We start from the raw sequence: 19,662 nt of genomic DNA, 5'->3' as shown, positions 1-19,662 counted from the left end.
CTCCTGGAGCGCCTGCTGACGGAAGCCATGGGCCGGGGCGCGGACTTCGCGGAGGTGTACGTGGAGCGCACGTCCACCACCGCCGTCGTCCTGGAGGAGTCGCGCATCAAGAGCGCCCAGGTGGGGCTGGTGCAGGGCGTGGGCGTGCGGGTCATCACCGGGGCCAAGGTGGGGTACGCCTACTCCGACGACTGGGACGAACCCGCGCTGCTCCGGGCCGCGCGCACCGCGGCGATGATTGCCCAGGGCGGCGGCTCCGAGCGCTCCTTCCCCGTCAAGCGCGTCGCGGTGCCCAGCCACTACCGGGTGGCCCAGCCGCTGGAGGACGTGGCGGTGGCCCGGAAGACGGCGCTGCTCACCCGAGCGGACAAGGCCGCCCGCGCCTTCGACGGGCGCATCCAGCAGGTGAACGCCGCCTATGTGGACCAGACGCGGCGCATCGCGGTGGCCAACACCCAGGGCCGCTACAGCGAGGACACGCAGGATCAGTCGCGCCTGAGCGTGCACGTGGTGGCGCTGGGCAAGGGCGGCGAGCGGCGCACCGGCATGTACGGCAGCGGCGGCCGGGTGTCCTTCAGCTACTGGGACGGCGTGACGCCGGAGAGCGTGGGTGAGGAGGCCGCACGCCAGGCCATCGCCACGCTGGGCGCGGTGGACTGCGTGGCGGGCCCGCAGACGGTGGTGCTGGCCCCGGGCTGGAGCGGCATCCTCCTGCATGAGGCGGTGGGCCACGGCCTGGAGGCGGACTTCATCCGCAAGGGCACCTCGCTGTTCGCCGGTAAACTGGGAGAGAAGGTGGCCTCGGACCTGGTGACGGTCATCGACGACGGCACGGTGTCCAACGCGCGCGGCTCCATCAACATCGACGACGAGGGCGTGCCGGGCGAGCGCAAGGTCCTCATCGAGAACGGCGTCCTCAAGGGCTACCTCTATGATCAGCTCAACGCGAAGCTGATGAACCAGCGCTCCACGGGCAGCGGCCGGCGCGACTCGTTCAAGAGCCTGCCCCTGCCGCGCATGACGAACACCTTCCTCGCGCCCGGGGACCACGCGCCGGAGGACATCCTCAAGGAGGTGAAGCGCGGCCTGTACTGCGCCACCTTCGGCGGGGGCCAGGTGGACATCAGCAACGGCAACTTCGTCTTCGAGGTCAGCGAGGCCTACCAGATTGAAGACGGGAAGCTGGGCCGGCCCGTGAAGAACGCCATCCTCATCGGCGTGGGGCCGGAGGCGCTGAAGAACATCAGCCGCGTGGGCAGCGACCCGATGCCGGACCCCGGCATGGGCATCTGCGTGAAGGACGGGCAGATGCTGCCCGTGGGGGTGGGCCTGCCCACCGTGCGCATCGACAACGTCACCGTGGGCGGCACCCGGGTCGGCTGAACGCCGACGCTTCTGCGAAGGAACGACAACGTGAACTACGAACAGCTCGCGAAGAAGATCGTCCAGCGCGCGGTGAAGCGGGGCGCGAAGCAGGCGGAGGCCTACCTGGAGGTGGGCCGCCAGAGCAGCGTGCGCGTCCGCGAAGGCCAGATTGAAGACCTCACCGAAGCGGCCAGCAAGGGCGTGGGCGTGCGCGTCTTCGTCAAGGACCGGCTGGGCTTCGCGTACACCTCCGACTTCACCCCCGCCGGGCTGGAGCGCGTGGTGGACCTGGCCGTGCAACTGGCGGAGGCCGCCGCGCCCAGCAAGCTGAACGGCCTGCCCTCCTCCAAGGACCTGGGCAAGCGCGGAGACCCGGGCCTCCTCTTTGATCCGAAGGTGGCGAACCTGCCCGGGGACTGGAAGATCAACGCGGCGCTGGAGGCGGAGCGCGCGGGCCGGGCCCAGGACGCGCGCGTGGTCACGTTCGACTCCGTGTCCGCGGGCGACTTCGTGTCGGAGGTGTACCTGGCCTCCAGCGAGGGCGCCACGGGCGGCTACTCCGGCACGTACGTGTACCTCTTCGCCATGCCGGTGGCGTCGCAGGACGGCCAGCTCCAGACGGGCTACTGGCTGGACTACAAGCGCTTCTTCGACGACCTGGAGTCGCCGGAGTCCATCGGCCGCGAGGCGGCGAAGCGCGCGGTGCGCATGCTGGGCGCGAAGTCCGTGAAGACGCAGCAGGTGCCCGTGGTGTTCGACCCGCTGGTGGCCGCGAGCTTCGTGCAGAACGTGGCCCAGGCCGCGGACGGCAACGCCGTGTACCAGCAGTCCAGCGTGCTCGCGCCCCACGTGGGCAAGCGGCTCGCGGGCAAGCACGTCACGCTGGTGGATGACGGTCTCTTGCCCCGGGGGCTCGCCACCGCGCCCTTCGACGGCGAGGGCGTCCCCACCCGGCGCACGCCCATCCTGGACGGGGGCGTGCTCTCCGGCTTCCTCTACGACGCCTTCACCGCGCGCAAGGCGAAGGCGCGCACCACCGGCAACGCGTCCCGCGGCTACAGCGCGCTGCCGGGCATCGGCACCACCAACCTCTACCTGGAGCCGGGAACGCAGACGCCCGAGGAGCTGATCCGCCAGGTGCCCCGGGGGCTGTACGTGACGGCGCTGCTCGGCCACGGCGCGGATCCGGTGTCCGGTGACATGTCCTGCGGGGCGAACGGACTGTGGATTGAAAACGGTGAGCTGACGCACCCGGTGCAGGAGGTCACCGTCGCGGGCAACCTCCTCCAGATGCTGAAGGACGTGGACGCGGTGGGCAGCGACCTCCAGTTCCGAGGCGGCGCGGCCGGTGCGCCCACTGTCCGCTTCCGACAGCTCACCGTGTCCGGCGCGTAGTCCACCCGCCTCCGTCGCCTACGCTCGCGGCCCTCACGCTCCGGCAAGGAGGGTCCGCCAGCATGGCCGCGAAGTCCGCCCGCAAGTCCGCCCCCGCGAAGTCGAAGTCGGCCACCCCGCGCAAGCCCCGGCGCAAGAAGGCCGAGCCGAGGTCGCGGGGCCTCTCCGCTGGGGAGGTCGCAAGCGAAGCCGTGGCCTTCCCGGACGATCTGCTCCAGGCGGTGCGCGAGGACGGCGGGCAGGTGCTGTCCGTCTACCGCGATCCCCTGGGCGGCCACCCCGTCATCTTCGCCGTGCTGCCCATCGACAAGGTGGAGCCCACGCCCTACCAGCGCGACTTGTCCGAGCCCCACGTGAAGCGGCTCGCCACCGCGATGGAGCGACTGGACCGCTTCCTCGACCCCGTCATCGCCGTGCGCGTGAAGGGCCACTACTGGACGCCCAACGGCAACCACCGCCTGCACGCCAGCCGCCTGCTGGGCGCGAAGTCCATCGTCGCGCTGCTGCTGCCGGAAGAGGACGTGGCCTATCAGATCCTCGCGCTCAACACGGAGAAGGCCCACAACCTGAAGGAGCGCTCCCTGGAGGTCATCCGCATGGCGCGAGGCCTCGTGGGCGCGGGTCGCCCGGGGCGCGAGTCCGCCTTCGCCCACCTCTTCGAGGAGCCGTCCTTCCTCACGCTCGGCGCCGCGTACGAGAAGCGCCCCCGCTTCTCCGCCGGCGCCTACCACCCCTTCGTCAAGGTGGTGGAGGGCTTCCAGGAAGTGCCCCTCCCGGAGGCCCTGGCCCTGCGCGACGCCCGCGCGGAGCGGCTCCTGGAGCTGGACGACGCGGTGGTGGCCATCGTCTCCGGCCTCAAGGAGCGCGGCCTCCAGAGCCCCTACCTCAAGAACTTCGTCGTCGCCCGCATCAACTTCCTGCGCTTCCGCAAGGACGGCTCGCCTCCCACCTTCGACGCCACGGTGGACCGCATGCTGGCCAGCGCCCGGCGCTTCAACCTGGACAAGGTGCGCCGCGAGGACATTGGCCGCATGGGCGGTGGCCCCCTGGAACCGGACGAAGAGCAGGCTTGAAGGGAATGAGGATTGCAGGGTGCGGGTAGAAGAGGCCTTGCACCCCATGACTGCTCCCACGGTCCTGGTCGTCGACGACGACCGCGCCAATCTCGACTCCGTAGCCCGCATCTTCCAGCGGGAAGGCTTCGCCACGCTCGCCGCCGCGCAGGGCACCGAGGCGCTGGAAATGCTCCGCCGCCCGGAGGTCAGCGTCATGGTCACCGACCTGATGATGCCCGGCATGGACGGCCAGGAATTGCTCAAGGCCAGCCGCACCATCCGCCCGGACGTGGAGGTGGTGCTGATGACGGCCTACGGCACGGTGGAGACGGCCGTGGCCGCCATGAAGGACGGCGCCTACGACTTCATCACCAAGCCCCTCAAGCGCCACGCCCTGGTGAAGGCCGTGCAGAAGGCGCTGGAGAAGCAGGCGCTCGTCCAGGAGAACACCTCCCTCAAGGCGAAGCTCGCGGAGATCAACCCCTCCGGCGGCCGCGCCATGGTGGGCCAGTCCCCCGCCTTCCGCGCCATGCTGGACACCATCCGCCAGGCCGCGCCCTCCACCGCCACGGTGTTGCTGCTGGGCGAGTCCGGCACCGGCAAGGAGCTGGCCGCCCGCGCGCTGCATGAGCACTCCGCCCGCGCGCGCCAGGCCTTCATCGCCGTCAATTGCGGCGCCATCCCGGAGAGCATCCTGGAGGCGGAGCTCTTCGGCGTGGAGCGCGGCGCGTACACAGGCGCGGTGGCCCGGCGCGAGGGCCGCTTCGAGCGCGCCCACGGCGGCACCCTCTTCCTCGACGAAGTCGGCGAGATGCCACTCGCGGCGCAGGTGAAGCTGCTGCGCGTGCTCCAGGAGGGAGAGCTGGAGCGGCTGGGCGGCACGCAGACCGTGAAGGTGGACGTGCGGCTCGTCGCCGCCACCAACAAGGACCTGCAGAAGGAGGTCGCGGAAGGGCGCTTCCGCGAGGACCTCTACTACCGCCTGCACGTCGTGGAGATCCGCGTGCCCGCGCTCGCCTCGCGCCGCGAGGACATCCCGCTCCTGGCGGACGCGTTCCTGCGCCGCTTCTCCGCGAAGAACGGCAAGGTGCTGCGCGGCTTCTCCCCGGACGCGCTGGGCGTGCTGGAGAACTACGCGTGGCCCGGCAACGTGCGTGAGCTGGAGCACGCCGTGGAGCGCGCCGTGGTGCTCGCCAAGACGGACGTGCTGGAGGCCAGCGACCTGCCGGAGTCCGTGCGCAAGGGCCCCCTTGGCTCGGCGGGCCAGCTCGTCATCCCCATCGGCACCCCGATGGAGGAGATCGAACGCCGGGTCATCCACGAGACCCTGCGCCACACCAAGGGCGACAAGACGCTCGCCGCTCGCCTGCTCGGCATCGCCGCGCGCACCATCTACCGCAAGCTGGAGCGCGAGCAGCTGGGCCCGGACGCGCCCCCCGTCGCCCCCTCCCCTCCCGGGTCGACGGACTGACCGGCGGACTGACAGGCCGTCACACCGGCCCCCGCCCGCTTTTGACAAAATGTCCGGACGCGTTGTCAGGGCCGTTCCCTTGGCCGGGCCCGCGTCCTATTCCGAAATAATTCCGAGCACTTGGCCGTAGGTCCTGGGTTTCAAACCCGCCCAGCGATGGCACCTGCCTTGCTCACGGTACCCGTGGGGCTGGCTTTCTCCCGGAAGCGTGATGGAACTCTTCTTTCGTAAGTACTTCTGGACCGTGAACCTGCTGTTCATCCTGCTCGTCGCCCTGCTGGCGGCGCGCACGGTGAACCTGTTCGTCGAATCCAGCATCTCCCCGGCGCCCTCGGCCGAGGCGTCTCCCCGCGTCGCCCAGCGCACCCACACCACCGACACCGTCCTGGCCTCCATCGACGCGGAGCGCCTGTCGCGCGTCACCGGCGTGAAGCTGCCGGAGCCGGAGGTCGCGGTGAAGGAGCCCACCACCCCGGAGTTCGACGCCAACGCGCCGCCCGCCAAGAGCGGCCTGCGGGTGAAGCTGCTGGGCACGCTCGTCGCCGGCAACGCGGACTGGTCGTTCGCGTCCATCCAGGACATGACCACGCAGCGCTCGCAGACGTACATGATCGGCAACACCCTGATGGGCGCGACCGTCATGGAGATCGAGCGCGAGCGCGTCATCATCAACAACGGCGGCCGCAAGGAGTTCATCGACGGGCAGCCCGGGGACGGCGCCGTCGCCGCGTACACCCCGCCTCCCGTCGCCGCGCCCACGGCCACCGCCTCCAACGGCCTGGGCAACGGCATCAAGTCCACCGGGGAGAACGAGTACGAAGTCCCCAAGGCTGAAATCGACAAGACGTTGAGCAACCTCAACGACGTGGCCATGCAGGCGCGCATCGTGCCCGCCTTCAAGGACGGTCAGTCCGTGGGCTTCAAGCTGTTCTCCATCCGCCCGGACTCCATCTATTCGAAGATCGGCGTCCAGAACGGTGACGTCATCCGTCGCATCAACGGCTTCGACATGAACAGCCCTGAGAAGGCGCTGGAGGTCTACTCGAAGCTGAAGGACTCCTCTCGTATCGAGATCGAGATCGAGCGCAACGGAGCGCCGATCCGCAAATCCTACAACGTCCGTTAAACACCCCGTCAGCGCCCGCTCCTCCATGAAGACGCTCCCGTCCTGGATGCTCTGCCTGTGCCTCGCGCTCTCCGTCCCCGCGTGGGCCCAGCGCCGTCCTTCGCAGCCTGGTACGCCGCCCCCCGCCACGGGTGAGCGCGACCGGACCATCACCCCTCAGGGCACCCCGCCCGCTCGCGGCGCGGCGGCCCCGGCCAACGCTGGCGCGGAGGAGAATCAAGGTCCCCGCAAGATGCCTTCCTGCGAGGAGGCCCGTCGCAACGCGCGCTACGGCATCTACTTCGACAAGGTGGACATCGAGAAGCTCGTCCAGACCGTGTCGGATGCCACCTGCCGCACCTTCATCCTCCCGGAGAACGTGCGCGGGAAGATCTCCATCATCGGTCCGGAGAACGGCCGCGTGGAGGTGGACGCGGACTCGTTCTACTCCGCCTTCCTCGCCGCGCTCGACGCCAACGGGCTCGCCGTCTACCCGTACGGCCGCTTCCTGAAGATCGTCGACAAGCGGTCCGCGAAGCAGAACCCCATCCCGACCATCGTGGACGACACGACGCCGTACACCACGAACGAGCAGATGGTCACCAAGCTGTTCAAGATCAAGTACGTGGAGGTGGAGCCCCTGCGCGGCGTGCTCCAGCAGCTCGTGTCCAAGGACGGCGACACCATCCCGTACCCGCCGGACACCATCATCGTCAACGACGTGGGCTCCAACATCCACCGCCTGGAGCGCCTCATCAACCAGCTGGACAGCCGCTCCTCCAGCGACGAGATGCGCGTCATCCAGGTGCAGTACGCCACCGCCCAGGACGTGGCCAACACCGTCCAGAAGCTCTTCGAAGCCAAGGGTGGCGCGCGCCCCGGCCAGCGCCCCGCCAACTTCCCGCAGGGCACCCCCGGCCAGCCCTCGGGTGAGGGCGCCGTGTCGCCCGGCGGCGCGGACTCCGGCGGCGCGGTGACGCTGTCGCAGATCATCCCGGACGAGCGCACCAACAAGCTCATCGTCGTGGCCAGCCCCGCCGCCTTCGGCCGCATCCAGGACCTGGTGCGGGAGATCGACATCCCGTCCGGCAGCGGCAACCGCATCAACGTCTACCCGCTGGAGAACGCCAACTCGGAGGAGCTCGCCAGCACCCTCCAGTCGCTCGCGCAGGGCACCGCCAACCGCCCCCAGCGCGGCCCCATCCCGCAGCAGCCGCAGGGCCTGCCGCGCGCGCCCACCCAGGCCGCGGAGCTGTTCAGCGGCGAGGTGAAGATCTCCGCCGACAAGGGCACGAACTCGCTCGTCATCGTCGCCAGCCAGTCGGACTACAAGAACATCGTCCAGATCATCCAGCAGCTGGATCAGCCGCGCCGCCAAGTGTTCGTGGAGGCGGTCATCATGGAGGTGAACCTGGACCGCAACAGCGAGTTCGGCATCAACTTCCACCAGGGCTTCAGCCTGAAGACGGATGACGGCGCCATCCCCGGCATCTTCGGCACCAACTACGCGGGCGGCGGCGTGCCTCCGTCCTTCTCGCTGGCGAACCTGGCCAGCATGGGCGGCTTCCTCGCCGGCATCCAGGGCCCCGTGCTCCCGGAATTGAAGAACCTGGGCATCGACATCCCGGCCTTCGGCGTGGTGCTCAACGCCATGCAGCAGTCCTCGGACGTGAACGTGCTGTCCACGCCGCACCTGCTCACCAGCGACAACGAGGAGGCCGAAATCACGGTGGGCCAGAACGTGCCCTTCCAGTCCGGCTTCTCCCCGTCCAGCCTGGGCAGCTCCGTCACCGGCGCCGCCGGCGGCGCCACGGGCGGCATCAACCCGTCGCTGCTGGGCTCGCTGGGCGGCCTGGGTTCGCTGTACGCGCCCATCACCCGCCAGAACGTGGAGCTGAAGCTCACCGTCAAGCCGCAGATCAACGAGAGCGACTACATCCGCCTCGTCATCACGGAGCAGACGGAGGAGATCGCCTCGTCGGACCCCGTGCTCGGCCCCACCACATCGAAGCGCAGCGCGAAGACGACGGTCATCGCCAAGGACATGGAGACGGTCGTCATCGGCGGCATCATGCAGGACCGCACCCTGGAGTCCGTCTCCAAGGTGCCGGTGCTGGGTGACATCCCGCTGCTGGGCCACCTGTTCCGCGACACCACGCGCCGCAAGACGAAGACGAACCTGCTGCTCTTCCTCACGCCCTACATCATTCGCGGCCAGGAGGACTTCCGGCGCATCTTCGAGCGCAAGATGAAGGAGCGTCAGCAGTTCGTGGAGCAGTTCTACGGCCAGGTGCCCGGCTACGACGTGGCGGTGGACTTCAGCCGCAAGCCCGGCCCCCTGTCGCGCATGAACCAGTCCATGCTGAAGGAGACCCAGCGCGTGGAGAACGGCGGCCCCGGCGCTGCCAACGAGCGCGTCATCACCCCCGGCGGGACCACTGCGCCGGCCGGCACCGGCACCCCGCCCGGCTCCCCGGCCCCCGGGCAGGGCGCCGTGGAAGCGCCTCCCTCCGCGAATGGCACCACGCCGCCCCCGCAGGGCGAGCAGGCGCCGCGAAATTTGGAAGCGCCTCCGGGAGGTTCAGAAGGATCAGCACCCGCCACACCGGCTCCGCAGCCCGACGTCGTCGCGCCCACTCCGGACGCTGACTCCGACAGGCTGCGCATCCAGCCGGGAGACGGGGAGTAAGCCCATGAACCCGACCGCCGACCCCACGACCCTCCAAGCCTCCGCCGCGTCCACGGAAGTCCCCGTGGGCCGCAACGACGCCACGCAGATCGTCGCCCACGGGCAGGCGTACCTGTGTGGCCGGCCGCTCGGGGAGATCCTCCGCGCGCTCGTGCCCGCCCTCACCCCGGAGAAGATCCAGGAGGCGCTCGCCGCCCAGCAGGAGAAGGGCGGCCGGCTGGGCGAAGTCCTGGTGGGCATGAAGGCGGTCACCGCGGAAGATGTGGCGCGCGCGCTCGGCCACCAGCTGGACCTGCCCTACCTCCAGCGCATCTTCGCGGAGGAGGTGGACGCGGACCTGGTCAAGCGCATCCCCATCAACTTCGCCCGCCAGACGAAGCTGCTGCCCCTGTCCCTGGAGGGTGACGAGGTCATCCTCGCGGTGGCGGATCCGCTGGACACCAGCGCCCTGGACCACGCGCGGCTCTTGCTGGGCCAGAGCATCCAGCCCCGCATCGCGCTCGAGTCCACCATCGTGGACGCCATCAACAGCGTGTACGACCGCTCCGTCAACGAGACCGAAGACCTCGTGGACGAGATGGAGACCACCGAGGACCTGGACTCCCTGGCGCACGAGCTGGAGGAGCCCAAGGACCTGCTGGACGCGGACGACGAGGCCCCCGTCATCCGCCTGGTCAACTCCGTGCTCTTCCGCGCCGCCAAGGAGCGCGCGAGCGACATCCACATCGAGCCCATGGAGCGCGAGCTCCTGGTGCGCTTCCGCATCGACGGCGTGCTCCAGGAGGTCATCAAGCCTCCCAAGCGCTACCAGAACTCCATCATCGCGCGCGTGAAGGTGATGGGGCAGCTCAACATCGCGGAGAAGCGCCTGCCGCAGGACGGACGCATCCGCATCAAGCTCGCGGGTCGCGACATCGACATCCGTCTGTCCACCACGCCCACGTCCTTCGGCGAGCGCATCGTCATGCGTCTGCTGGACAAGACGGCGACGCTGCTGGACCTGGCGGAGATCGGCATGAGCCAGCAGGTGCTCACGTCGATGCAGTCCGTCATCAAGCGCTCGCACGGCATCGTGCTGGTGACGGGCCCCACGGGCTCCGGCAAGACGACGACGCTCTACGGCGCGCTCTCCAAGATCAACACCTCCGACCTCAACATCCTCACCGTCGAGGACCCGGTCGAGTACCAGCTCAAGGGCATCGGCCAGATGGCCATCGCCCCGAAGATTGGCCTGACGTTCGCCCAGGGCCTGCGCTCCTTCCTGCGCCAGGACCCGGACGTCATCATGGTCGGTGAGATTCGCGACAAGGAGACGGCGGAGATCGCCATCCAGGCCTCGCTCACGGGCCACCTGGTGCTCTCCACCGTCCACACCAACGACGCGGCCGGCGCCGTCACGCGACTCGTGGACATGGGCGTGCAGCCCTTCCTCGTGGCGTCGTCGCTCACCGGCATCCTCGCCCAGCGCCTCGTGCGCCGGGTGTGTCCGGACTGCCGCGCGGCCTACACGCCCACGGACGCGGACCTGAAGGAGCTGGGCTACACGTTCCAGAGCTTCAAGGACCGCTTCGGCACCGACCGCATCTACAAGGCGGTGGGCTGCCCGTCGTGCAACCGCAACGGCTACCGCGGCCGCTCCGGCATCTACGAGTTCCTCTTCGTGGACGACGACGTGCGCCAGCTGGTGCTCAAGAACGTGGACGCGTCCACCATCAAGAAGTCCGCGCTCGCCAAGGGGATGATCACGCTCCTGGACGACGGCGTGCGGAAGATCGCCCTGGGCGAGACGACCATCGCCGAGGTCCTGAGCATCACGCAGGAGGACATCTAGTCCGCCATGCCCGTCTTCGAATACAGAGGCCTTGATTCCCACGGCAAGCAGAAGAAGGGCTTGCTGGAGGCGGACTCGCCCAAGACGCTGCGCTCCAAGCTGCGCGCGGACGGCATCTTCCTGACCGACGTGCTCGGGCAGGCGGAGGGCAGCCGCGCGGGCGTGTCCAAGGGCGCCAACGCGTCGCTCGTGGCGCGCGACGTGGACCTGCGCAAGCTCGCGGGCGGCCGGGTCAGCACCGAGGACGTCGCCATCCTCACCCGCCAGCTCGCGACCCTGCTGGGCGCGGGCGTCACCATCGTGGACTCGCTCAACGCGCTGGTGGACCAGGCGGAGAAGGAGCGCCTCAAGCGCGCCCTGTCCGACATCAAGCAGCGCGTGAACGAGGGCTCGTCCCTGGCGGACGCGTTCAGCCAGCACCCGAAGATCTTCCCCAGCATCTACATCAACATGGTGCGCGCGGGTGAGGCCTCCGGCGCGCTGGACACGGTGCTCTTGCGCCTGGCGGACTTCACGGAGAACCAGGCCAAGCTGCAGCAGAAGATCATCGGCACCATGCTCTACCCCGCCATCATGCTGCTGGTGGGCGGCGGCATCCTGGTGCTGCTGATGGTGTTCGTCGTGCCGAAGGTGACGAAGATCTTCGAGACGATGAAGGCCACCCTGCCGTTGAACACGCGCATCCTCATCGCCGCGTCCAACTTCATGCAGGCGTGGTGGTTCCTGGTCATCCCGTCCATCATCGCCGGCTGCATGTACTTCATGCGCTGGACGCGCAGCCCCAAGGGCAAGCCCAAGTGGGACCGCTTCACCCTCAAGGCCCCCATCTTCGGCAGCCTCGTGCGGCTGCTCGCCATCTCCCGCTTCGCGCGCACGCTGTCCACGCTGCTCAAAAGCGGCGTGCCCATGCTGGCCGCGCTGGACATCGTCAAGGCGGTGATGACGAACTCGGTGCTGGCGGACGCGGTGGAGAACGCCCGCGAGTCCATCCGCGAGGGCGAAAGCATCGCCACGCCCCTCAAGCGCTCAGGCCAGTTTCCGCCGCTCGTGTACCACATGGTCGCCATCGGTGAGAAATCCGGCCAGCTGGAGGACATGCTCCTGTCCGTGGCGGATTCCTACGAGACGCAGGTGAACGTGCGCATCGGCGCGCTCACCAGCCTCCTGGAGCCCATGCTCATCGTGGTGATGGGCGTGATGATTGCATTCGTAGCCCTGTCGATCCTGATGCCGATTCTTCAGGTGAATACGGCCATCCACTAGGAGGCGGGAGCCACGATGAACGACACGCTCGACCGGTGGATCCAGCGCCTCACGCTGGTGGGCCTGATTGCCCTGGCCGCCACGCTGGCGACGGTGGGAGCCTCCCTGTACGCCCACCCGGCGCCGTCCCCGGCCGCCGGACACCGCGCCCCTCCCTGAAGCGCCCCTGACATCCCGACACAGCCCAGGCCGGGTGGACTGCCAGAAAGTCACCCGAAGGTGAGTGAAGACATGACGACGACGAATGCGAAGAAGCAGCAGCGCCGCCGCAACCGCGGCATGACCCTCATCGAGATCATGGTGGTCATCACCATCCTCGGGCTCATCGCCGCCGCGGTGGGCGTGGCCGTCATCCCGAAGCTGGAAGAGGCCAAGCAGGACACCGCCCGTCTGGACATCCGCAACATCCAGAGCGCGATGAAGCTCTACTACACGAAGAAGGGCTCCTACCCGGACACCGCCACGGGCCTCAAGGCGCTGGTGGACACCCAGAACCTGGAGCGCATGCCCACGGACCCCTGGGGCCGCGAGTACGTGTACATGAACGAGGGCGGCAAGCCGGTCATCACCAGCTACGGCGCCGACGGCAACGCGGGCGGCGAGGGCTCCGACGCCGACATCTCCTCCAAGGACTCGGCGGCCAAGAAGTAGTCGCGCATCCTCTGCGTGAAGCAAAACCGCGCCCCCGCGTGTTGTCGTAGGAATGCCCGAGATGACTCCCGAGCACACTTCCTCACCGACGTCCGCGCGTGAGGCGCGTTCCGTTTCCGGCGCGCCCGGCAAGCAGCCCCGCGCCCGCTCCTCCCGCCGGGGCCGCATCATCATGGCGGGCGTGTTCGGCGGCGCCACCCTGCTGGCCTTCGCGCTGGTGTGGGCCACCGAGGACAACACCCTCACCCTGCCCCAGCGCCAGGCGCGCGAGCAGATCCGCCGCCTGGAGGGCTTCTTCAAGTCCTACCACCGGCTGATGGGCGAGTTCCCCACCCAGGCGCAGGGGTTCGCGCCGCTCATCGCCTCCAAGGTGCTGGACGCTCCGCCCATCGACCCGTGGGGTCACCCCTATGTCTACCGGATGGAGGGAAAGAGGGGCGCCGTGCTGTCGCTGGGCTCCGACGGCCAGCCCGGCGGCACCGGCGACGCCGCGGACCTCTTCAGCGGCGGCGTCGTGGCACAGGGGGTGCAGCCGTGACGTCCGCCATGTCCCCTGCTCCCGCCCGCCGCCGTGGTGCGCCCCGCGGCCTGACGCTGATTGAGATCACCATCGCCATCGCCATCGCGGCGGTGCTGTTCGCCGCGGTGACGGTGGGCATCGGCGCGCTCACCGGGGCCAAGGCGAAGGGCTCCGCCACGGAGCTCGCGGGCGTCATCCGCTCGCTCTACGACTCGGCGGCGCTCAGCGGCAAGACGTGCCGGCTGGTGTTTGAAATCCCCGACCCGAAGCGCCAGGAGGCCACGCGCTACCACGCGGAATGCGCCGCGGGCGGCATCACCACCTCGCGCGACCGCGACGCGGCGCTGAAGAGCGACGAGCGCGACCGGGAGCAGGCGGCCCGCAACGGCGGCAATGGACGGGATGAGCGCAAGAACTACACGCGCTCGGACAATTCGTCACCGTCCGCGCAGGAGCTGATGGACCAGGAGAAGACGCGCATCGAGTCCCAGTCCACCTTCTCCGCGTACACCGCGGAGGAAATCAGCCCGCGCGAGCTGCCGGCGGGGGTGGCGGTGTCGGTGTGGACGCGCCAGCAACGGGAGCCGGTGGAGAGCGGCGTCGCCTATCTCTACTTCTTCCCCCAGGGGTACACGGAGAAGGCCATGGTCTTCCTGCGACAGGGTGACAACGCATGGACGCTGGACGTGTCACCCCTGACAGGCAAGGTGAACATCGCATCCGAGGCCCTGGAGGTGCCCCGCTCATGAGACATCCCGGATACGGACGCGGCGGCTTCACCCTGCTGGAGACGATGGTGGCCATGGCCATCCTGAGCGTGGCGCTGATGGCCATCTTCGACCTCAACGCGGGCGCGGTCTCCAACCACGTCTACACCAAGCGGCTCACCGTGGCGTCGCTGCTGGCCCGCTCGAAGATGACGGACCTGGAGCAGAAGCTCTACGACGACGGCTTCGACGCCGACGACGACGAGCAGTCCGGCGACTTCTCCGACGACGGCTGGCCCCAGTTCAAGTGGCGCGCGCGCATCATCGCGCCCAAGACGGACGGCGTGACGCCGGACCAGCTCATCGGCGCCATCTTCAACCTGCCCATGGGCGGAGGCGGAGACAGCGGCGACCCGCTGGGCGGGCTCGCGGGCCTCTTCGGCGGTGGCGGCGGCGGTGACAAGGGCACCCCGCCCGGTGGCACCACCACCTCCAGCCCGCTGGGCGCGTCCGCCATGAGCATGGCGCAGCCCATGTTCACGCAGATGGTGGACCAGCTCACCAAGGCCGTGCGCGAGGTGCACCTCACCGTGTACTGGAAGGAAGGCACCCAGGTGGAGAGCGTGGACGTCGTCACGCACGTGGTGTCGCTGGGGCCGGGCGGCGACCGCAACGGCGGCTTCACGCCCAACGCGGGCACCACCGCGGGCGCGGAGAACCAGTGGGTGGATGCCAACGGCCGCGTGGTGGAGAACCCCATCCCGGGCCCCAACGGGCAGATGCTGGACCCGAACACGCGCCAGCCGCTGCGCAACCGCGCCCAGCTGCTCAATGAGCTCAACCGCCCGGGCGGCCAGCAGCCCGGCGGCTCCGGCACGGGCGGCATCAACCCGCGCGCGCCCGGCGGCATCTTCGGCAAGGGTGGGTTCCCCAACCTCAACAACTTCCCCGGGGGCGGGAGCACCATCCGATGAGACGACACGCACGCGCACGCGGCTTCACGCTGATGGAGGTGATGGTGGCCGTCTCCATCACCGCGCTCATGGGCACCGTCGTCGCCATGGCCTTCCAGACGGGCATCAACGCCAAGGAGGTGGTGGAGGGCGAAGCGGAGCGCTACCGCATGGTGCGCGTGTCGCTCAACCGCATGGCGCGCGAGATTGGCTCCGCCTACGTGAGCGACCGCTACGACCTGCGCCGCTTCCGCGACCAGAACGACCGGCCCACCAACTTCGTCGGGGAGCGCAACAAGCTGCTCTTCACCACGTTCTCGCACCAGCGCCTGTACACGGACGTGAAGGAGTCCGACCAGGCGGTGGTGGAGTACTTCGTGGAGAACTCCACCGAGCGCGCCACGCGCCAGCGCATGGACCTCAAGCGCCGGGTGAACCCCAACGTGGGCGAGCGCATGGACCGGGGCGGCACCACGGACGTCCTCTTCGAGGGCGTCAAGGGCGTGGAGTTCGCCTACTGGGATTCGGAGAAGAAGGAGTGGGATGACGAATGGGACACGCGGCGCACGGAGAAGAAGTCCATCCTCCCCACGCGCGTGCGCATCACCGTCATCGCCCTGGACGAGTCGGGCAAGGAAGCGCGCTACACCACGCAGACGCGCATCGTGCTCAACACGGAACTGCCGAGGTTCAACTGATGGCCTTCTCCTACTTCCAGCAGGCGTCCCGCCGTCGCGGGAAGACCCCGGGCCCAGCGCCGGTGCCGGGCGCGCCCGCGAAGGCCGCGCGCAAGGACCGGCGCTCGCGCGGCGTGGCGCTCATCATCGCCATCGTCTCCATCGCGCTGCTCACGGTGGTGGCGTCGGAGTTCGCCTACAACAGCCGGGTGGACCTGCAGCTCGCCGCCAACCAGCGCGACGAAGTGCGCGCCTACTACATGGCCCGCTCCGGCATGTCGCTGGGCCGGCTGCTCTTGCGCTTCCAGAAGCAGGTGGACCAGACGCCCATCCCCAACCCCATGGCCATGCTGTCGCAGCTGGGCATCGGCGGCCCGCAGCCGGGCGCGGGTGGCACGCAGGCGTTCCAGCCGCAGTCGCTCAACATCCAGCTCTGGAAGCTGGCGCGGGTGGACTGCCACATGCTCAAGGGGCTGGTGAAGAGCGACGCCGCGCAGGAGGAGGACGACAGCGGCGGCGGCACCCGGAGCCGGCTGGAGAACGACCCCGTGGACGTGGATCCGGCCTTCCAGATGGACGACGGGGACGAGTCCGCCGGTGCCGCCACGCAGATGGCGGCGCAGATGCAGCGCCGCTCGTTCGGCGGCTTCGAGGGGTGCTTCCTCGCCACCATCAGCGACGAGGAGGAGAAGCTCAACGTGATGCGCCTGAACACCGGCGGCGCGGAGGCCCAGGCCACCGCCGCGCGCATGATGGACATGCTCAGCGACAAGCGCTTCGAGTTCCTCTGGCAGCAGGATGACGCGAACCACGTGCGCTCCACGCCGCAGGACACCATCATCGCGCTGAAGGACTGGGCGGACGAGGACGCGACGCAGTCCGCGCTCAACCCCAAGGACCCCACGAACCCGTTCGTCGCGGGCTTCGCGGACGAGGGGTCGCCCTACAGCCGCTACGAGCCGCGCTATGAAGTGAAGAACGGGCGCTTCGACAGCCTGGACGAGCTGTACCGCATCCACGGCGTCAACGACCGCTTCATGGCGGCGTTCCGCGACCGGCTCACGGTGTACCCGGACATCAACTCCAAGCCGAACATCAACACCGACGACCCCATCATGCTGGGGCTGGCCATCATGTCCGCTGCGGACCCGAACCGGCCGGACCCGCGCCTGACGGACCCGGTGTTCCTCAACGAGCTCATCAGCCGCATCCGCGCCGCGCGCATGTTCAGCTTCTTCGGCATGTCGGTGGCGGACTTCGTGGGCGTGGTGGAGCAGGCGGGCATCGCGGTCAACCCGCTCATCAAGGGCAACGTCGCGCAGAACCGCTACCTGGGCGACAAGAGCAAGACATTCACCATCAAGTCCGTGGGAGAAGCGGGCAGCGTCCAGAAGACGCTCACCGCGGTCATCCGCCTGGACGACGGGCTGGGCAAGCTCGTGTATTACAGAGAGGAATAGCATGGCCCGCATTCTTGGCCTGGACCTCGGCAGCCACTCCGTGAAGGGGGTGGTGCTGGACTCCGGAGCGAAAAGCCACACCACCCAGGCCTTTGCCGAGGTGCGCCGCGCGCAGGAGGGCGAGCGCCCGGAGACGCTGCGCGCCGCGGTGGAGGAGCTGCTCGGGAAGATGCCCGCGGGGCACGTGGATCAGGTCGTCATCGCCCTGCCCGGCCCGTCGCTCACCACGCACGCGGTGAGCCTGCCCTTCTCCGACAGCAAGCGCGTGGAGGCGACGCTGCCCTTCGAGGTCGGCAGCCAGCTGCCGTTCGACATCTCGGAGGTCGTCTACGACTACCAGGTGGTCGGCCAGAAGGACACCGGCGGCAAGGACAAGGCGGCGGACCTGCTGGTGGGCGTGGTGCGCAAGGAGGAGCTGCAGTCGCTGCTGGCGCTGCTCGGCGACCTCCAGGTGGACCCGCGCGTCATCACCCACCCGGCGCTCGCGTACCAGAACCTGTTCGCGCAGGCGCCCGGCCTCTTCGAGGACGTGGGCGAGGGCGGCACCGTGGCGGTGGTGGACATCGGCCATGAGCGCACGTCGGTGGCCATCGGCCGTCCGGGGCACGGCGTGGAGTTCGCGCGCACCTTCGCGGGCGGCGGACGCGACCTGACGCGGGCGCTCGCCACCGAGTTCCAGACGACGGTGCCAGAGGCGCACCAGTGGAAGGAGACGCACGGCGCGATGGCGAGCGCGGCGCAAGGGCCGGACGCCGAGCGCGCGGCGAACGCCTTCGTGCGCGGCCTGCAGCCGGTGCTGCGCGAGCTGCGGCCCTCCTTCAAGTCCTTCACCGCTCGCACCCGGCGCCAGGTGACGGCGGTGGTGCTGGCGGGCGGCACGTCGCGCCTGCCGGGGCTCGCGGAGCAGCTGTCCAAGGACCTGAACGTGCCCGTGCGCGTGCTGGCGCTGCCGCCGGAGACGGCCGGGAAGATTTCCGCCGCGGATGTGCCGGCCGCGGCGCAGGCGTACGCGCTGGCGATGCGCGGCAACGCGGCCGGGGCGAAGGCGCCGCGCTTCAACCTGCGCCGGGGTGAGTTCGCCTTCAAGGGCGGCTACGACTTCGTGAAGGACCGGATGGGCCTGCTGGCCTCGTTCGCCATCACGCTGCTGCTCTTGCTCGTCGCCTTCGGGGTGGTGCGCAACACGGTGCTGGCGCGGCGCGAGGCGGAGGTGGACGCGGTGCTGTGCAAGACGACCCAGCGCATCCTGGGCACCTGCGAGACGAACTACGACCGCGCGCTCAACATGCTCAAGGGCGTGGAGAGCCCCGCGGCGGCGCTGCCCACGATGTCGGCGGTGAACCTGCTGGCGGAGGTCACCCAGCGGGTGCCGCCGGAAGTGCCGGTGCGCTTCGAGCGCATCCAGGTGGACCTGGACCGCATCATCCTCCAGGGTGAGACGGACAGCTCCAAGCAGATCGACACGCTCTCCACCGCCTTGAAGGGGCACCGCTGCTTCAAGGACGTGAAGGAGGGCGAGGTGAAGAAGACGCGCGACGGGCAGAAGGTGACCTTCCGCCTGGACGTGCAGGTGCAGTGCCCTGGCGAGACGCAGGGCGGGGAGACCTGACATGGCGGACATGGCAAAGCTTCGGGAGGTCTTCGCGCCCGTCCAGACGTGGTTCGAGCGGCTGAGCGACCGCGAGCGCAAGCTCGTGGCGCTGGCCGGCTCCGCGGTGGGCCTCTTCGTCCTCTTCGTCGTCATCTTCAGCTTCGCCAACAGCGCGTCGGGCTACCGCCGGCGCACGCAGGACAAGCTGGCGAAGCTGCAGGAGGTGCAGGCGCTGGCCACCAGCTACGGCGCCGCCCAGCAGGAGCGGCAGGCGGTGGAGCAGCAGCTCACCAGCAGCAACGTGCGGCTCATCACGTACATCGAGGACAAGGCCACCGCCGCCGGCCTCACCGTGCCCAACATGTCGCCCAAGGGCGACGTGGGCGTGGGGGACGGGAAGATCATCGAGAGCGCCGTGGAGCTGACCTTCACGGACGTGGACCTGCGCAAGCTGACGGACTTCCTGCGCACGGTGGAGACGGGCCCGGGCATCGTGAAGGTGAAGTACCTGCGCGTGGAGCCCCGGCCCTCCACGGACACCCTGACGGCGTGGACGACCGTCGCCACCTACCGGATGAAGCAATAGCCATGGCCACCGACTCCAAGACCGCCCGCTGGAAGCTCATCGTGGGCTACACCGCGTTCGCGCTGGTGGCCTTCATCCTCTGCCTGCTGCTCACCTTCCCGTACGACGCGGTCCGCACGCGCATCGTCACGGAGGCCGCCAGCCAGGGGCTCGCGGTGCGCATTGGCGGCCTGAGGCCCGGCCTGTCCGGCGTCACCGCCACCGACGTGCGCGTGAGCAAGCCTCCGACGCCGCTGGGCGCGGACTCCGTGGCGGCGCTCGCCCGCGGCGAGTCCGGGGGGCTGGGCCCCGCGGAGCTGGGCGAGGCGCTCACCTTCGACACCGTGGCGATGCGCCCCGCCCT

18 protein-coding genes are annotated in these 19,662 nt (G+C 69.2%); all 18 read left to right on the top strand.

All coding sequences use genetic code 11. The features are described 5' to 3' along the window. Positions 1-1,383 (top strand): TldD/PmbA family protein (locus tag D7V93_RS14135; protein WP_120643916.1); only part of this gene is annotated, 1,383 nt, incomplete at its 5' end. Between the two features lie 30 nt (positions 1,384-1,413). Further along, the gene (locus D7V93_RS14130) at positions 1,414-2,760 is read left to right on the top strand and encodes a TldD/PmbA family protein (protein WP_120643915.1); all 1,347 of its coding nucleotides are present in this window, start codon (positions 1,414-1,416) and stop codon (positions 2,758-2,760) included. A gap of 62 nt (positions 2,761-2,822) precedes the next feature. Next, positions 2,823-3,833, top strand: a complete 1,011-nt coding sequence (locus D7V93_RS14125; protein WP_120643914.1) for a ParB N-terminal domain-containing protein — start codon at positions 2,823-2,825, stop codon at positions 3,831-3,833. A gap of 46 nt (positions 3,834-3,879) precedes the next feature. Then, entirely contained in the window at positions 3,880-5,286 is a 1,407-nt protein-coding gene (locus tag D7V93_RS14120) for a sigma-54-dependent transcriptional regulator (RefSeq protein ID WP_120643913.1), read from the top strand. A 211-nt stretch (positions 5,287-5,497) separates the two neighbouring features. Next, entirely contained in the window at positions 5,498-6,412 is a 915-nt protein-coding gene (gspC, locus tag D7V93_RS14115) for a type II secretion system protein GspC (protein WP_120643912.1), read from the top strand. Between the two features lie 25 nt (positions 6,413-6,437). Further along, positions 6,438-9,080: a type II secretion system secretin GspD gene (gene gspD / locus D7V93_RS14110; RefSeq protein WP_120643911.1), complete on the top strand. Its 2,643-nt coding sequence runs from the start codon at positions 6,438-6,440 to the stop codon at positions 9,078-9,080. Positions 9,081-9,084: 4 nt separating this feature from the next. Continuing rightward, on the top strand, positions 9,085-10,911 hold the full coding sequence (gspE, locus tag D7V93_RS14105; RefSeq protein WP_120643910.1) for a type II secretion system ATPase GspE: 1,827 nt from the start codon (positions 9,085-9,087) through the stop codon (positions 10,909-10,911). Positions 10,912-10,917: 6 nt separating this feature from the next. Further along, the gene (gspF, locus tag D7V93_RS14100) at positions 10,918-12,174 is read left to right on the top strand and encodes a type II secretion system inner membrane protein GspF (RefSeq protein WP_120643909.1); all 1,257 of its coding nucleotides are present in this window, start codon (positions 10,918-10,920) and stop codon (positions 12,172-12,174) included. A gap of 15 nt (positions 12,175-12,189) precedes the next feature. Beyond that, a complete protein-coding gene (locus tag D7V93_RS45840) occupies positions 12,190-12,333 on the top strand; it encodes a hypothetical protein (RefSeq protein WP_167509461.1) in 144 nt (47 codons plus the stop codon). A 72-nt stretch (positions 12,334-12,405) separates the two neighbouring features. Beyond that, positions 12,406-12,825: a type II secretion system major pseudopilin GspG gene (gene gspG / locus D7V93_RS14095; RefSeq protein ID WP_120643908.1), complete on the top strand. Its 420-nt coding sequence runs from the start codon at positions 12,406-12,408 to the stop codon at positions 12,823-12,825. Positions 12,826-12,886: 61 nt separating this feature from the next. Then, positions 12,887-13,363, top strand: coding sequence for a type II secretion system protein GspG (locus tag D7V93_RS14090; RefSeq protein ID WP_120643907.1), 477 nt, complete (start codon positions 12,887-12,889; stop codon positions 13,361-13,363). Between the two features lie 8 nt (positions 13,364-13,371). Then, the gene (locus tag D7V93_RS14085; RefSeq protein ID WP_120643918.1) at positions 13,372-14,094 is read left to right on the top strand and encodes a prepilin-type N-terminal cleavage/methylation domain-containing protein; all 723 of its coding nucleotides are present in this window, start codon (positions 13,372-13,374) and stop codon (positions 14,092-14,094) included. Further along, positions 14,091-15,026 (top strand): type IV pilus modification PilV family protein, encoded by a 936-nt coding sequence (locus D7V93_RS14080; protein ID WP_120643906.1) that lies wholly within the window; start codon positions 14,091-14,093, stop codon positions 15,024-15,026. Before D7V93_RS14085 ends, D7V93_RS14080 begins: the two co-directional genes overlap by 4 nt. Continuing rightward, positions 15,023-15,703, top strand: coding sequence for a type II secretion system protein GspJ (locus tag D7V93_RS14075; RefSeq protein WP_120643905.1), 681 nt, complete (start codon positions 15,023-15,025; stop codon positions 15,701-15,703). The genes D7V93_RS14080 and D7V93_RS14075 overlap by 4 nt, the downstream gene beginning before the upstream one ends. After that, a complete protein-coding gene (locus tag D7V93_RS14070; protein WP_120643904.1) occupies positions 15,703-17,142 on the top strand; it encodes a type II secretion system minor pseudopilin in 1,440 nt (479 codons plus the stop codon). Before D7V93_RS14075 ends, D7V93_RS14070 begins: the two co-directional genes overlap by 1 nt. A gap of 1 nt (position 17,143) precedes the next feature. Further along, positions 17,144-18,751, top strand: a complete 1,608-nt coding sequence (gene pilM / locus D7V93_RS14065; RefSeq protein ID WP_120643903.1) for a pilus assembly protein PilM — start codon at positions 17,144-17,146, stop codon at positions 18,749-18,751. A gap of 10 nt (positions 18,752-18,761) precedes the next feature. After that, positions 18,762-19,319 (top strand): type II secretion system protein M, encoded by a 558-nt coding sequence (locus D7V93_RS14060; RefSeq protein ID WP_120643917.1) that lies wholly within the window; start codon positions 18,762-18,764, stop codon positions 19,317-19,319. A gap of 2 nt (positions 19,320-19,321) precedes the next feature. Beyond that, a partial coding sequence (gene gspN / locus D7V93_RS14055) for a type II secretion system protein GspN (protein ID WP_120643902.1) occupies positions 19,322-19,662 on the top strand: 341 nt, incomplete at its 3' end.

Source organism: Corallococcus llansteffanensis (genome assembly GCF_003612055.1).
In the GTDB taxonomy this organism is placed as follows: Bacteria; Myxococcota; Myxococcia; order Myxococcales; family Myxococcaceae; genus Corallococcus; species Corallococcus llansteffanensis.
Note: the sequence above shows the minus strand (reverse complement) of the source record. Positions and strands in the feature narration are given on the sequence as shown.